Raw genomic sequence first — 12394 nt, 5'->3', positions numbered from 1 at the left:
GGCTCGCACGCCCGGGCCTTGGCCCGTCGACACCGCCGCCCTGCGCATGCGCCTACGGCTCGAAGCGACCATCTTCCGCGGGTTCGCCGACGAGCCACCTGCGCGGAGGGACCGCAGCGCCCAGGCCGAGCCGCCTGCGCACCTCCGCGGCCACGCGCACGGTCTCGCGCAGGGGTACCACGGGAAAAGAGGGCAGGTCGCTGCCGGCGGGGCGGACCCGGCCCATGGCCTGCAGCGCATCCAGGAAGGCGCGCATCCGCCCGTCCGCGAGCTGCGGGTCCAGGACGAACACCGGCACCGCGGTGGCGCAGGCCTCCGACAGCATGTTCACCGAATCGGGGGTGCAGACGATGTGGTCGGCGCAGGCCAGCAGGCCGGGGTAGGGATTGGGCCCTTCGCCTTCCCAGAGCAGGCCGGGCACGCCGCGCAGTTCCTCGCGCAGGGCGGCCCGGACCGCGGCGGGCGTGCGCCGCGAGACGGTGGCCAGCAGGCTCCCGCCGGCGGCCTGCACGTACCGGCGCAGGGGCGCGAGCTGTTCGCGCAGGCGCTGCGCCGTCCACGGCGCATGCCGGGTCGGGCCGCCGACCAGCAGCGCCACGCGTGGACGCAGCAGCGCCTGCAGGTGTGGGAAACCGGTGGCGGCCTCGGCCAGCCACGCCTCGTCGACCGGATGGAGGCTGCCCTGGATCGCGACCACGTTGTCGCCGCGCAACCCGTCGTGCGCCGGGGCGACGACCAGGTCCCAGTGGCGCGTGCCGATCCGCGGGTCGAGGATCTGGACCGCCGCCGCGCCGCGCTCGCGCAGCAGCCGGGTGGCCAGCGCGCCCTGGCGCCCGCAGCCGATGGCGAGCCTGGGCGCGGGGAGTCGCGCCAGTTCCCGGGCGAAGGCCGGGCCGAAGGCGTGGTCGGCGCCCGGCGGCCGGCGCGGGGCCAGCCAGCGCCAGGGCGCGGCCGGCGCGAGTGCCGGAGTGGTCGTTTCGGCCTGCAGCGCGCGCGCCAGCGCCTGGGCCTGGCGCAGGTTGCCGGCATGGCCGTCGGTGAGCAGCCAGGCATCGATTTCAGATGATTGTTGCAAAAACGTCATCAATTCGTTTCGGATGGGTTTCGCAATGGCTTGATTGCAACACTCTACACTGGCACCCACTTGCTCATGGCTGGCGCGAACCGCCGCTCCAAGCCTTCCTCGATGCTTCCGGAATCCAACATGCCCCATCGCCTGAACGACGCCGCGCTCGACCAGTTGTTCCGCACCGCACGCACCTACAACGCTTTCGGCGGCGAGGTGGACGACGACACCCTGCGCCAGCTCTACGACCTGCTCAAGTGGGGCCCCACCCAGGCCAACCTCGGCCCGGCGCGCTTGGTGTTCGTGAAGTCGGCCCAGGCCAAGGCCAGGCTCGGCCCCGCGCTGGACGCGGGCAACCATGCCAAGACCATGGCCGCGCCGGTGACGGTGATCATCGGCCGCGACGAGGATTTCCACGACAAGCTGCCCTACCTGTTCCCGCATGCCGACGCACGCGCCTGGTTCGACGGCCCCCGTACCGGACGCGAGAAGCCGTCGCTGCGCAACATGGCGTTGCAGGCCGGCTACCTCATACTGGCCGCGCGCGCCCTTGGCCTGGACGCCGGGCCGATGACCGGCTTCGACAACGCCAAGGTCGACGCGGCCTTCTTCGCCGGCACCGCGGTCAAGTCCGACATCCTGGTCAACCTGGGCCGGGGCGATCCGGCCAGCGTGTATCCGCGCTCGCCGCGGCTGTCGTTCGACGAAGCCGCCAGGATCGAATGACGGGGCCCGCGCCTCCCATCCGTACGCCCATCCCCATCCCACACACGCCGCCACCCGGCATCCCAACAAGGAGTTCCGCCATGCGCATCCGCCTGCTGTCCGCTGCCGCCCCCCTGGCCCTGCTCGCCGCCCTGGCCGCAAGCCCGGCCTTCGCCGCGCCGGTGACCTACACCCTCGACCCCACCCACACCAACGTGCTGGCCCAGTGGAGCCACTTCGGCTATTCCCACCCGTTCGCCAACTTCGGGGACGTCGACGGCACCCTGGTGTACGACGCCGACGACCTCGCCGCCTCCAGCGTCAACGTGACCCTGCCGCTGTCCGGCCTGGAGGCCTTCAGCGCCAAGTTCAACGAACACCTGCGCGCCGCCGACTTCTTCGACGCCGCCAAGTACCCGGCCGCGACCTTCAAGAGCACCCGGGTCGAGGCTGCCGGCGAGAACAAGCTCAAGGTCACCGGCGACCTGACCATCAAGGGCGTGACCAAGCCGGTGGTGCTGGACGTGACCTTGAACAAGGCCGCCGACCATCCGATGTCCAAGGCCCCGACCATCGGCTTCGACGCCACCGCCACCATCAGCCGCACCGAGTTCGGCGTCGGCGCCTACGCCCCGCACGTGGGCGATGAAGTGACCCTGCGCATCACCACCGAGGCCTCGGTGCCCAAGGCCGAGTAAGCCGGCGGGTTCTCCCTCCCCACCGCCGCGCGCCGGCCCGTGCAAACACGGGCCGGCGTTTTTTATGGGCGCTGCCGCAAGCTTCCATCCCATCTGAGATCGTGGAGTGGGTCGACGGCGATTCCATCGATCGGACCGCTCTTTGTCCGTACTGCGGCATTGACGCTGTGGTTGGATTTAATGGCTCAGTGGATTCCGTTTGGATTTCGGAGCGGTATGAAAGGCGTTTCGGCAGATGGAGTTAATGAGGGCCAACGATTCCCTGCTCGATCCGATACCGCTTCGCGGCGCGACTCGACCCAGGCGTTAGGCGCTCCTACGGGAAAGGCCGTACTCACCGAGACCGTGTCCGCTGCCCCCAGGATGCGGCGGCTCCCCTCCGCCGTCGCAAACCCCAGCGCCGTTTGACGTTCGGTGCGTCGGCAGATGCGCATGTCTGCGCGCAGGCACGTTGCTCGCACCCGAGGGCGCTCGTCCAAAGGCTGTTCGCCGCTTGCGGGACGCCGCCTTCCGGCCGCGCCGGGGGGTGCACTGCTAGAATCGTGGCTGGATTCCGCCTTCCTAGCGCCCGCCATGACCACCACCGCCACCGCGCCCGCCAACGCTCAGAAGCGCTACACCGTGCACCGCAGCGACCTGCCGCTGAGCTGCCCGACCCCGGAGATGGCGCTGTGGAACTCGCACCCGCGCGTATACCTGGCCATCCAGGACGCGCCGGACCGCCAGGCGCAGTGCCCGTATTGCAGCGCCGTCTACCAGTTGGTCGACTGATCCGCGGCCGCCGCCGCCGGCCGCCACGACAATGCGCCGCCTGACCGTGGTCCAGTTGCTGCCGGCGCTGGAGTCCGGCGGGGTCGAACGTTCCACCCTGGAAGTCGCCGCCGCGCTGGTCGCGGCCGGGCACCGCGCGATCGTCGTTTCCGCCGGCGGCCGGCTGCTGCCGGCACTGCGCGCCACCGGCGCGGAACACGTCGCCCTGGACATCGGCCGCAAGTCGCCGCTGGCGCTGCGGTGCGTGCCGCCGCTGCGCCGGCTGTTGCTGCGCGAAGGCGTGGACATCGTCCATGCGCGCTCGCGGCTGCCGGCCTGGCTGGGCCGGCTGGCGCTGGCCACGCTGCCGGCGGCGCGGCGCCCGCACTGGGCGACTACCGTGCACGGGCTCAACTCGCCCGGACGCTACAGCGCGGTCATGGCCAGCGGCGAGCGCGTGGTCTGCGTCTCGCAGACGGTGCACGACTACGTCCTGCGGCATTACCCGCGCACCGATCCGCGCCGCCTGCGGGTGATCCCGCGCGGCATCGACCCGGCGCTTTTCCCGCGCCGCCCGCTTCCCGATCCCGCCGCCTGCGCGGCGGTGGCCGCGGCGCACCCGCCACTGGCCGGCGACGGCCCGCTGCTGCTGCTGCCCGGCCGCGGCACGCGGCTGAAGGGCCATGCCGACGCCCTGCGGCTGCTGGCGGCGCTGCGCGCGGGGCCGTTCCCGCAGGCGCGGCTGTGGCTGCCCGGCGCGCGCGAGGCCGGACGCGAGGCCTACCTGCGCGAGCTGGAAGGCGAGGCTTCGGCACTGGGCGTGGCCGGGGCGGCACTGTTCACCGCGCCGACCTCGCACATCGCCCAGGCCTACGCGGCCAGCGACCTGGTGCTGCAGCTCTCGCGCAAGCCGGAGGCCTTCGGCCGCACCGTGATCGAGGCGCTGGCGGTGGGACGGCCGGTGCTGGGCTGGGCGCATGGCGGCGTGGGCGAACTGCTGGCCCGGCTGCAGCCGCAGGGCGCGGTGCCGGCGTTCGATGCCGCCGCCCTGGACGCCGCCGCCATCGCGATGCTGCGGCAGCCCCCCCCTCTGCCCGCGACGGTGCCCCATACCCTGCAGGCGATGCAGCGAGCGACGCTGGAGCTGTATGCCGAACTGGCCCACTGAGCGCGGCGCGCAGGCCAACGCCGCCTTCGCCTGGACGCCGGCCTGGGTGCTGGCCTGCGTGGCGCTGTGGCCGCTGCCGGGGCCGGCCGAGGGCGTGCTCGCGCTCGGCGCGCTGGCCGTCCTGGCGCTGCTGGCCATCGCCGTGGCGCGCGGCGGGACCCTGCCGCTGGATCGCCGCGCGGCGGCGCTGGCGACGTGCGTGTTCGCCGCCTACTGGCTGCCGGAACTGCTGTCGGCGCCGGACGCGCTCGATCGCGCCCGCGCATGGAAGGAAGTCGTGGCCGACCTGCGCTATGCGCCGTTCCTGTGGGGCGTAGCCATCGCCATGCACGATGCGCGGGGCCGGCGCCGGGTCGGCGGCGGCCTGGCGCTGATCGTGGCGGCATGGACCGCCGACGCGCTGCTGCAGGCGGCGCTGGGCGGCAGCCCACTGTTCCTGGGCCTGGACGCGCTGGATCGCATCGCCGGTGGCGAAGGCTCCTGCAGCGCCGCCGAGACGCTGGCGGCGGACCGCCTCAGCGGCGTGTTCGGTCCATGCAATCTCAAGCTGGGCCTGGTGCTGGCGAGCCTGTCGCCGTTCGTGCTGGTGGCCGCGGTGCGGCGCCTGGGCGGGGCCGGGTGGTGCGTGGCCGCGCTGGCGCTGGGCATCGCCATCGTGCTGGCCGGCGCCCGCGCGGCCTGGCTGAGCTATGCGCTGGTGCTGGCGTTTTCCGGCTGGCGCGTGCTGGGCATGCGGCGGATGCTCGGCTTCGCCGCCGCGGGCGCGATCGCGCTGGCCGGGCTGTACGCCGCATCCCCGCAACTGCAGGCGCGCGTGGCGCGCACGGCGCTGGCGCTGCAGGAGAACGGCGAGGGCATGGACGGCGCGCTGTCCGGCCGTTCCCGGATATGGCAAGGCGCCGCCTGCATGGTGCATGCGCATCCGCTCAACGGCGTCGGCGTGCGCGGTTTCCGCCGCGCCTGGCCGGCGTGCGATCCGGCGCCGGGGCAGGTGCCGGCCTGGGGCGAAGGCGAAGCCCACCACGCGCACCAGGTCGTGCTGGAACTGCTCAGCGAGACCGGCGCGCTGGGCCTGTCGCTATGGCTGGCCGGCGCCTGGGTGGCGTGGCGCGGCTGGCGCACGGCCGGTGCCGCGGCGCGCGAGCGCGCCCGCCCGGCGCTGCTGGCGCTGGCGGTCACCGTGTTCCCGCTCAACACCCACCTGGCGTTCTACTCGACCTTCTGGGGCGGGGTGCTGCTGCTGCTGGCGGGCCTGTACGCCGGTGCGCTGCACGGCCGCGCCGGCGACCGTCCGTCGTTCCCGTCTTCGTAGGAGCGGCTCCAGTCGGCGACCCGGCCGGGGAACGGGAATGGTCGTCGGCCCACCGGCATGGCGGCCGCCGGCTGAAGCCGGTTCCTACAAGGGCGCGGCCGGCTTGCGTTCGTACCAGGTGCTGCGGCCCTGCGGCTGGCGCTTGAAGCGGCGGTGGATCCACAGGTACTGGGCCGGCGCCTCGCGCACCATCGCCTCGATCTGGGCATTGACCCGGGCGGTATCCGCGGTGACGTCGTCCGAGGGAAAGTCCTGCAGCGGCGGTGCCACGCGCAGCACGTAGCGCCCGCCCTCGCGGCGGTGGAAGAACGGCACCACCGCGCAGCCGGTCAGCCGCGCCAACTGGTGGGTGGCGGTGATGGTGGAGGCGGGCATGCCGAAGAACGGCGCGAACACCGTGTCCTTGCCGCGCATGTCCTGGTCCGGCGCGTACCAGAGCATGCCGCCGCGCTTCAGGTGCCGTATCGCGCCGCGGATGTCGCTGTTGGCGAACATCGCCGTGGCGTAGCGCAGGCGCCCGCGCTTGACCGCCCACTCCAGCACCGGGTCGCGGTGGCGGCGGTACATGCCGGCCAGCGGCAGGTGCCCGCACATCAGCCGGCCGCACATCTCCAGGGTCATGAAGTGGCCGGAGACCAGCAGCGCGCCGCGGCCCTGCTCCTGCAGCGCGCGCAGGTGCTCCAGGCCCTCCACCCGCGCATGCCGGCGGATGGGCGCGATGCCGCCCCACCACGCGCGCGCGAACTCGAACATTCCGATGCCCAGCGCGTCGAAGCTCTCGCGCAGCAGCCGCTGCCGCCATTGCGGCGTGCGTTCCGGGAAGCACAGTGCGATGTTCACCTCGGCCGCGCGCCGCCGGGTGCGCGCAAGGCGCAGCGCCAGGCGGCCGATGCCCAGGCCGATGGCGCGCTGCCACAGCCACGGCAGCCGCGCGCCCAGCACCATCGCGCCCAGGCCCAGCCACATCGGCCAGTGGCGCGGGGCGAGGGACGGGCGCGGCGGCGGGGAATCGGGCGCGGTCATGGCCTGGGATTCTACGGCGGCCGGCACGGCCGCGGCACGCGGCCTCGGCTATGCTGCGCCGATGTCCGACCACGCCAAGCGCAAGGATTGGGGAGAAGCGGCGGTACGCGCGCTGTACTCGCTCGCGCTGTACCTGATTTCCCCGCTCACTCTGTACCACCTGGTCTCGCGCGGATTCCGCGTGCGCGAGTACTTCCGCCGCTGGGACGAGCGCTACGCCGCCTACGGCGCCCAGCCCGGGCGCCCGTGCCTGTGGCTGCACGCGGTGTCGGTGGGCGAGGTCAACGCCGCCGCGCCGCTGGTCGACACGCTGCTGAAGCGGCGGCCGGACATCCGCTGGGTGGTCACCACCATCACGCCGACCGGGTCGGAGCGGGTGCGCGCGCTGTGGGGCGCGCGCATCGAGCACGTCTACCTGCCCTACGACCTGCCCGGCAGCATGGACCGCTTCCTGCTGCACTTCCGGCCCAGCCTGGCGCTGATCATGGAGACCGAGCTGTGGCCGAACATGCTGTTCGGCTGCCGCGACCTGGGCGTCCCGGTCTACATCGTCAACGCGCGGCTGTCGGCGCGGTCGCTGCGCGGCTACCGGCTGTTGCGGCCGCTGATCGGGCGCGCGCTGCGCACCGTGGCCTGCGTGGCCGCGCAGTCGGAGGAGGACGCGCGCCGCTACCGGGCGCTCGGCGCGCGCGGCGAGCAGGTGCGGGTGCTGGGCAACCTGAAGTACGACGTGGCCGCGCCGGAAGGGCTGGACGCCTTCGTCGCGCAGTTCGCCGCCGCGTCGGGCGGCGGCCGGCCGGTGTGGATCGCGGCGAGCACGCACGAGGGCGAGGAGGCGGAGGTGGTCGCCCTGCACCGGCGCCTGCGCGCACGCTGGCCCGGCCTGCTGCTGCTGTGGGCGCCGCGCCATCCCGAGCGCTTCGCGCGGGTGCAGGCGCTGGCCGCCGCGGCCGGATGGCAGGTGGGCACGCGCCAGCGCGAGCGCTGGCCGCGGCCGGACGATGGCGTGTTCGTCATCGATACCCTGGGCGAGCTGATGGCGTTCTACGCCTGCGCGCAGGTGGCCTTCGTCGGCGGCAGCCTGCAGCCGGTGGGCGGGCACAACCTGCTGGAGCCGGCGGCGGTCGGCACCCCGGTGGTCACCGGGCCGCACCTGCACAATTTCGCCGAGATCTCGCGGCGCATGGAGGCCGCTGGCGCGCTGCGCATCGGCGCCGATGCGGCCGGGGTGGGCGACGCGCTGCAGGCGCTGCTCGACGACCCGGGCGCGCGCCGGCAGATGACCGAGGCCGGCGGTGCGCTGATCCACCACAACCGCGGCGCGCTGCGCAGGACGCTGGACCTGATCGCCACGGACCTGCCGGCGGCCGTGGAGATCGCGCCCGCGCCGGCCACCGCCCCCGGCGCCTGATGAAACGGCAAGGGCCGCCCGGAGGCGGCCCTGTGGCGTGTGCACGGTGCGCCGGCCTGCGGCGCCCGCGCCGCCGGCCTGGGTTCACTGCGCGGCGGGCGCCGGCGGCGAGGCAAGCTGCGCCTCGGCCTCCACGGTGAGCAGGCGGTTCACTTCGCGCAGTTGCGCCACGTCCAGCTCGCCGGTGGCCTGCGACAGCAGCAGGCGGTTGAGCAGGAAGTTGTACTTGGAGCGCGCGTACTCGACCTGGGCCACGAACAGCGTGCGCTGGTTCTGGACCACGTCCAGCACCGTGCGCGTGCCCACTTCCAGGCCGACCTGGGAGGCGTCGTAGGCGCTCTGCGCCGAGACCACCGCCAGGCGGCGCGCCTCGACCTCGCTCACGCCGGCCACCAGCGCCTGGTACAGGTTGCGGGTGTTGCGGTCCAGGGCGCGGCGCTGCTGCTCGTACTGGTCCTGGGCGATGTCGCGCTGGGCGATGGCCTGGCGCACGCGCGACTGGGTCGCGCCGCCGGAGAAGATCGGCACGCTCAGGGTCAGGCCCACCGCAGTGCCGGTGGTGTCGCCGTTGCCGACGCCGGTGCCCACGTTGTCGCCCCAGGCCGCGTCCTTGCCCCAACTGCCGCCCAGCGACAGGGTGGGGTAGTGGCCGCCGCGCGCGGTTTGCACGCTGGCCTGCGCCGCCTCGGCCTGGAGCTGGCTGGCGCGCAGGATGGGATTCTGGTCGATGGCCGCGGCCACCCAGGCGTCGGCGCCGGCGCGCAGGGCCGGCAGCTCGGGGCGGAAGTCGGCCGGCAGCGCGCGCAGGTCGCGCACCGGCTGGCCGGTCAGCTCGGCCAGGGCCTGGTAGGCGTCCTCCAGCGCGTTGCGGGCGAGGATGGTGTTGGCGCGCGCATCGTCGAACTGGGCGCGGGCCTCGTGCACGTCGGTGATCGGCGCCAGGCCCACCTCCAGGCGCTTGTCGGCGTAGTCGAACTGGCGCTTGCCGGCGGCCTCGTTGGTCTCGGCGGCGGCCAGCGACTCGATCGCCACCAGCACGTCGAAGTAGGCCGCGGCGGTGCGCACCATCAGGTCGTCGTTGGCCGCGTCCAGGGTCTTCTCGGCGGCCGCGCCGAGCGAGCGCTGCGCGCGCAGGCTGGAGAGCTGCCCCCAGTTGAACAGGGTCTGGCTGGCACTGAGGCCGTAGCTGCGGCTGGTGCTGGTGCGGCTGCCGGCGATGCCCTCGATCTCGCTGCGGCTGCGGCGCAGGGAGGCGTCGCCGGACAACTGCGGCAGCAGCGCAGCGCGTGCCTGGACCTGGCCTTCGCGGGTATACAGGCTGTTGGACTCGGCGATAGCCAGTTGCGGGTCGCCGCTGCGCGCCATCTCGTAGGTCTGCAGCAGGTCGGTGGCCTGCGCGGAGGCGGAGGCCAGGGTGGCCGCCAGGGCCAGGGCGAGGGAACGGCGGATCATCAGCGGCTTCCTTATTCTTCGGGTGAGACCCATGTCGCGTCGCGGGCCATCGTGGGGGCTTTCGGAAAGGGTTGCCGCGCCGTGCGGCGCGGCGGTCAGAACAGGAACCGCGGCGTCGGCTCGGCGCCTTGCAAGTAGTCCAGCTCGGTCTCGAACAACGATTCGGCGGGCGCGGCGTTGACTTCGCCGGCCGGGCGCAGCAGCACGGCTTCCATCACCGGTGCGCGGCCGCGGACCACGAACAGGCGCCCGCCCGGGCGCAGCCATTCCAGGAACCGGGCCGGCACCTGCGCCACCGCGGCGGTCACGCAGACCGCGTCGAACTGGCGCGAGGGCGTGTACTGCAGGGCGTCGGCCGCCTCGATGCGGATGTTGCTGCCCAGCCGGGCCGCGTCCAGGCGCGCGCGCGCGGCGGCGGCCAGTTCCGGGACGATCTCGATGCTGACCACCTCGCGCGCCAGCGCGCCCAGGCAGGCGGCGGTGTAGCCGCTGCCGGTGCCGACCTCCAGCACGCTGTCGCCCGGCTCCAGCTTCAGCGCCTGCAGCATGCGGCCCTCGACCACCGGCTTCATCATCCGGGCACCATGGCCCAGCGGCAGCTCCAGGTCGGCGTAGGCCAGCGCCCGCTGCGCCCGGGGCACGAAGGCTTCGCGTGGCAGCCGGCCGACCGTATCGAGCACGGCCATGTCCAGCACGTCCCAGGGACGCACCTGCTGTTCCACCATCAGTTCACGGGCACGGGCGTAATCGATCGTCATGGCAGCTCATTCAGCGCGGGAGGCCGGGCATTCTACTACCGGGCCGGGCAGGGCCCGCCGCGACAGGATCGCCGCCGGCCGGGCGGGGGTCGCAGTGCCGGAAGTCACCGGGACCTGCGTCGCCGCCGGCCGGGCGTGGAGGAGGTCAGGCCGCATACGCCCGCAGGAAGAACTCGACCGTGGCGTCGATGTGCCGCGCCACCTCGCCCGGGCCGTGGCCCGCGCGCAGCCCGCAGATCAGCATCGGGTGCAGTTCGCCCTTGAGCAGGCTGAAGAACTGCGAGGAGGCCAGCGGCACGTCGTCGATCCGCAACTGGCCCGCGTCCACGCACGCCTGCAGGAAGCCGCCGAACACTTCCTGGGTGCGGCGCGGGCCGGCTTCCCAGAACAGCTCGCGCAGGTCGTTCTCCGCGGTGCCGGGGGTGCTCATCATCCGGTGCATGCTGATCGCCTCCTCGCTGGTGATCAGGCGGAAGAAGGCATGGCCGATGGCGCACAACTGGTCGTGCAGGGGGCCGTCGGGCGGGCGCACGAACAGGTCGTCCGGCAGCACTTCCCGGCACTTGGCCGCGATGGCCGCGGAGAACAGCGTCTCCTTGTCGCCGAAGTGGCTGTAGACGGTCAGTTTGGACACCCCGGCGGCGGCGGCGATCTGGTCCATGCTCACACCCTGGTAACCCTGTTCGACGAACAGGCGCTTGGCCGCGTCGAGGATCGACGCGCGCTTGGCCAGGTCCTTGGGACGGCCTGGGCCGGCAGGGCGGGCTGGCGCCGGGGCGGCGCTGGCGGGCGAGGTTTTGCGGGTCATGCGGGAATACTAGACTACATGGTTTTCTATTTATACCATACCGCCCGGTTCACTATTTTCCATCCATGGCAACCGGAGCGCACGCGATGAAGCAGGGAATGGGCGGCGGCGCGGCCGCGATGACGTTGGCGATGCTGTCCACCGTGCTTGTGCTGGCCGGCTGCGGCCGCGGCCCGGCGCCGCAGGCGCAGGCGCGCCCGGCCTGGGTGGTGCAGCCGCAGGCGGCCGGCGCCGGCGCCGGGATGGCGTTTCCCGGGGAAGTGCATGCGCGCCAGGAGAGCCCGCTGGCCTTCCGGGTCGGCGGCAAGCTGGTGCGGCGGCACGTGGATGCCGGCGCGCGGGTGGCCCAGGGCCAGGTGCTGGCCGAACTGGACCCCGGCGACCAGGCCTTGCAGGCGCAGGCCGCACAGGCGCAAATGGCCGCCGCCGACGCAGAACTGGCGCGTGCCAAGGGCGACCTGGAGCGCTATCGCACGCTGGTGGACCAGCAACTGGTCAGCCGCTCCGCGTTCGACGCGCAGAAGGCCGCCTACGAGGCCGCCGCCGGCCAGGCCCGCGCCGCGCGGGCGCAGTGGGACGTGGCCCGCAACCAGGCCGGCTACACCGAGCTGCGCGCGCCGCACGCCGGCGTGATCGCCTCGCGCTCGGCCGAGGCCGGGCAGGTGGTGGCGGCCGGTCAGACGGTGTTCGTGCTGGCCGCGGACGGCGGCCGCGAGGTGGCCATCGTCCTGCCCGAGGCCGGCATCGGCACGCACAAGGTCGGCGACGCGGCCCGGATCGAACTGTGGAACGACCCCGGGCGGCAGTTGCCCGGGCGCATCCGCGAGATCGCCGCGGCGGCCGATCCGCAGACCCGCAGCTACGCGGCGCGGGTGGCGCTGGACGCGGCGGTCGCCGACCAGGCCACCCTGGGCCAGAGCGCGCGCGTCTACCTGCAGGCCGCGGCCGGTGGCCATGCCTTGCGCGTGCCGCTGTCGGCGGTGCAGCGCGGCGAGGATGGCGGTGCGGTGGTGTGGGTGGTGCGCGACGGCGTGGCGGTGCGCGTACCGGTGACGGCCGGGGACTACGGCAGCGAGTCGGTGGCGGTGAGCGGCGCGCTGCGCGCCCAGGACTGGGTGGTGGCCGCCGGCGGCCATTTGCTGCGCGAAGGCGAACCGCTGGCGCCGGTGGACCGCGACAACCGCCCCCTCGAACCGGCGTCCCCGCCGCCCGCCGGGGAGGCGCGGCCATGAATCGCCCGCAG

General features: G+C 73.5%; 12 protein-coding genes. 7 read left to right on the top strand and 5 right to left on the bottom strand.

The window, feature by feature from the left end:
- Positions 1–52: 52 nt before the first annotated feature.
- Entirely contained in the window at positions 53–1084 is a 1032-nt protein-coding gene (locus HNR76_RS11545) for a mitochondrial fission ELM1 family protein (RefSeq protein WP_162310267.1), read from the bottom strand.
- A 120-nt stretch (positions 1085–1204) separates the two neighbouring features.
- On the opposite strand from HNR76_RS11545, the gene HNR76_RS11540 reads away from it, so the two are divergent.
- The 5 genes from HNR76_RS11540 to HNR76_RS11520 all read left to right on the top strand — a co-directional run bounded on the left by HNR76_RS11540 (position 1205) and on the right by HNR76_RS11520 (position 5699).
- Positions 1205–1792, top strand: coding sequence for a malonic semialdehyde reductase (locus HNR76_RS11540; protein WP_162310268.1), 588 nt, complete (start codon positions 1205–1207; stop codon positions 1790–1792).
- A gap of 80 nt (positions 1793–1872) precedes the next feature.
- The gene (locus HNR76_RS11535) at positions 1873–2469 is read left to right on the top strand and encodes a YceI family protein (RefSeq protein WP_162310269.1); all 597 of its coding nucleotides are present in this window, start codon (positions 1873–1875) and stop codon (positions 2467–2469) included.
- A 573-nt stretch (positions 2470–3042) separates the two neighbouring features.
- Complete coding sequence (locus tag HNR76_RS11530) at positions 3043–3240, top strand: zinc-finger domain-containing protein (RefSeq protein WP_162310270.1); 198 nt, start codon at positions 3043–3045, stop codon at positions 3238–3240.
- 31 nt (positions 3241–3271) lie between these two features.
- The gene (locus HNR76_RS11525; protein ID WP_162310271.1) at positions 3272–4387 is read left to right on the top strand and encodes a glycosyltransferase; all 1116 of its coding nucleotides are present in this window, start codon (positions 3272–3274) and stop codon (positions 4385–4387) included.
- Positions 4368–5699 carry an O-antigen ligase family protein gene (locus HNR76_RS11520; protein ID WP_162310272.1) on the top strand — a complete coding sequence of 444 codons (1332 nt, stop codon included), beginning with the start codon at positions 4368–4370 and terminating at the stop codon, positions 5697–5699. The genes HNR76_RS11525 and HNR76_RS11520 overlap by 20 nt, the downstream gene beginning before the upstream one ends.
- Positions 5700–5783: 84 nt before the next feature.
- Here the strand turns inward: HNR76_RS11520 and HNR76_RS11515 are convergent, their stop codons facing one another.
- Positions 5784–6722, bottom strand: a complete 939-nt coding sequence (locus HNR76_RS11515) for an LpxL/LpxP family Kdo(2)-lipid IV(A) lauroyl/palmitoleoyl acyltransferase (RefSeq protein ID WP_162310273.1) — start codon at positions 6720–6722, stop codon at positions 5784–5786.
- Between the two features lie 61 nt (positions 6723–6783).
- Here HNR76_RS11515 and waaA point away from each other — a divergent pair, with 61 nt between their 5' ends.
- Positions 6784–8133 carry a lipid IV(A) 3-deoxy-D-manno-octulosonic acid transferase gene (waaA, locus tag HNR76_RS11510; RefSeq protein ID WP_183982246.1) on the top strand — a complete coding sequence of 450 codons (1350 nt, stop codon included), beginning with the start codon at positions 6784–6786 and terminating at the stop codon, positions 8131–8133.
- 84 nt (positions 8134–8217) lie between these two features.
- On the opposite strand, the gene HNR76_RS11505 is transcribed toward waaA, so the two are convergent.
- The 3 genes from HNR76_RS11505 to HNR76_RS11495 all read right to left on the bottom strand — a co-directional run bounded on the left by HNR76_RS11505 (position 8218) and on the right by HNR76_RS11495 (position 11151).
- The gene (locus HNR76_RS11505) at positions 8218–9585 is read right to left on the bottom strand and encodes a TolC family outer membrane protein (RefSeq protein WP_162310275.1); all 1368 of its coding nucleotides are present in this window, start codon (positions 9583–9585) and stop codon (positions 8218–8220) included.
- Between the two features lie 95 nt (positions 9586–9680).
- Positions 9681–10343 (bottom strand): protein-L-isoaspartate O-methyltransferase family protein, encoded by a 663-nt coding sequence (locus tag HNR76_RS11500; protein WP_162310276.1) that lies wholly within the window; start codon positions 10341–10343, stop codon positions 9681–9683.
- A 145-nt stretch (positions 10344–10488) separates the two neighbouring features.
- Positions 10489–11151, bottom strand: a complete 663-nt coding sequence (locus HNR76_RS11495; RefSeq protein WP_162310277.1) for a TetR/AcrR family transcriptional regulator — start codon at positions 11149–11151, stop codon at positions 10489–10491.
- 86 nt (positions 11152–11237) lie between these two features.
- Between HNR76_RS11495 and HNR76_RS11490 the strand changes: the two genes are divergently transcribed.
- A complete protein-coding gene (locus tag HNR76_RS11490) occupies positions 11238–12383 on the top strand; it encodes an efflux RND transporter periplasmic adaptor subunit (RefSeq protein WP_425501769.1) in 1146 nt (381 codons plus the stop codon).
- The last annotated feature ends 11 nt before the right edge of the window (positions 12384–12394 follow it).

The organism is Pseudoxanthomonas broegbernensis (genome assembly GCF_014202435.1).
GTDB lineage: Bacteria > Pseudomonadota > Gammaproteobacteria > Xanthomonadales > Xanthomonadaceae > Pseudoxanthomonas > Pseudoxanthomonas broegbernensis.
The sequence above is the reverse complement of the archived record's forward strand: the minus strand, read 5'-3'. Positions and strand labels throughout refer to the sequence as shown.

Bases quoted from the DNA above. Each gene is read 5' to 3' on its own strand.
- HNR76_RS11545 (WP_162310267.1), bottom strand. From the start codon at position 1,084: ATGACGTTTTTGCAACAATCATCTGAAATCGATGCCTGGCTGCTCACC.
- HNR76_RS11540 (WP_162310268.1), top strand. From the start codon at position 1,205: ATGCCCCATCGCCTGAACGACGCCGCGCTCGACCAGTTGTTCCGCACC.
- HNR76_RS11535 (WP_162310269.1), top strand. From the start codon at position 1,873: ATGCGCATCCGCCTGCTGTCCGCTGCCGCCCCCCTGGCCCTGCTCGCC.
- HNR76_RS11530 (WP_162310270.1), top strand. From the start codon at position 3,043: ATGACCACCACCGCCACCGCGCCCGCCAACGCTCAGAAGCGCTACACC.
- HNR76_RS11525 (WP_162310271.1), top strand. From the start codon at position 3,272: ATGCGCCGCCTGACCGTGGTCCAGTTGCTGCCGGCGCTGGAGTCCGGC.
- HNR76_RS11520 (WP_162310272.1), top strand. From the start codon at position 4,368: ATGCCGAACTGGCCCACTGAGCGCGGCGCGCAGGCCAACGCCGCCTTC.
- HNR76_RS11515 (WP_162310273.1), bottom strand. From the start codon at position 6,722: ATGACCGCGCCCGATTCCCCGCCGCCGCGCCCGTCCCTCGCCCCGCGC.
- waaA (WP_183982246.1), top strand. From the start codon at position 6,784: ATGTCCGACCACGCCAAGCGCAAGGATTGGGGAGAAGCGGCGGTACGC.
- HNR76_RS11505 (WP_162310275.1), bottom strand. From the start codon at position 9,585: ATGATCCGCCGTTCCCTCGCCCTGGCCCTGGCGGCCACCCTGGCCTCC.
- HNR76_RS11500 (WP_162310276.1), bottom strand. From the start codon at position 10,343: ATGACGATCGATTACGCCCGTGCCCGTGAACTGATGGTGGAACAGCAG.
- HNR76_RS11495 (WP_162310277.1), bottom strand. From the start codon at position 11,151: ATGACCCGCAAAACCTCGCCCGCCAGCGCCGCCCCGGCGCCAGCCCGC.
- HNR76_RS11490 (WP_425501769.1), top strand. From the start codon at position 11,238: ATGAAGCAGGGAATGGGCGGCGGCGCGGCCGCGATGACGTTGGCGATG.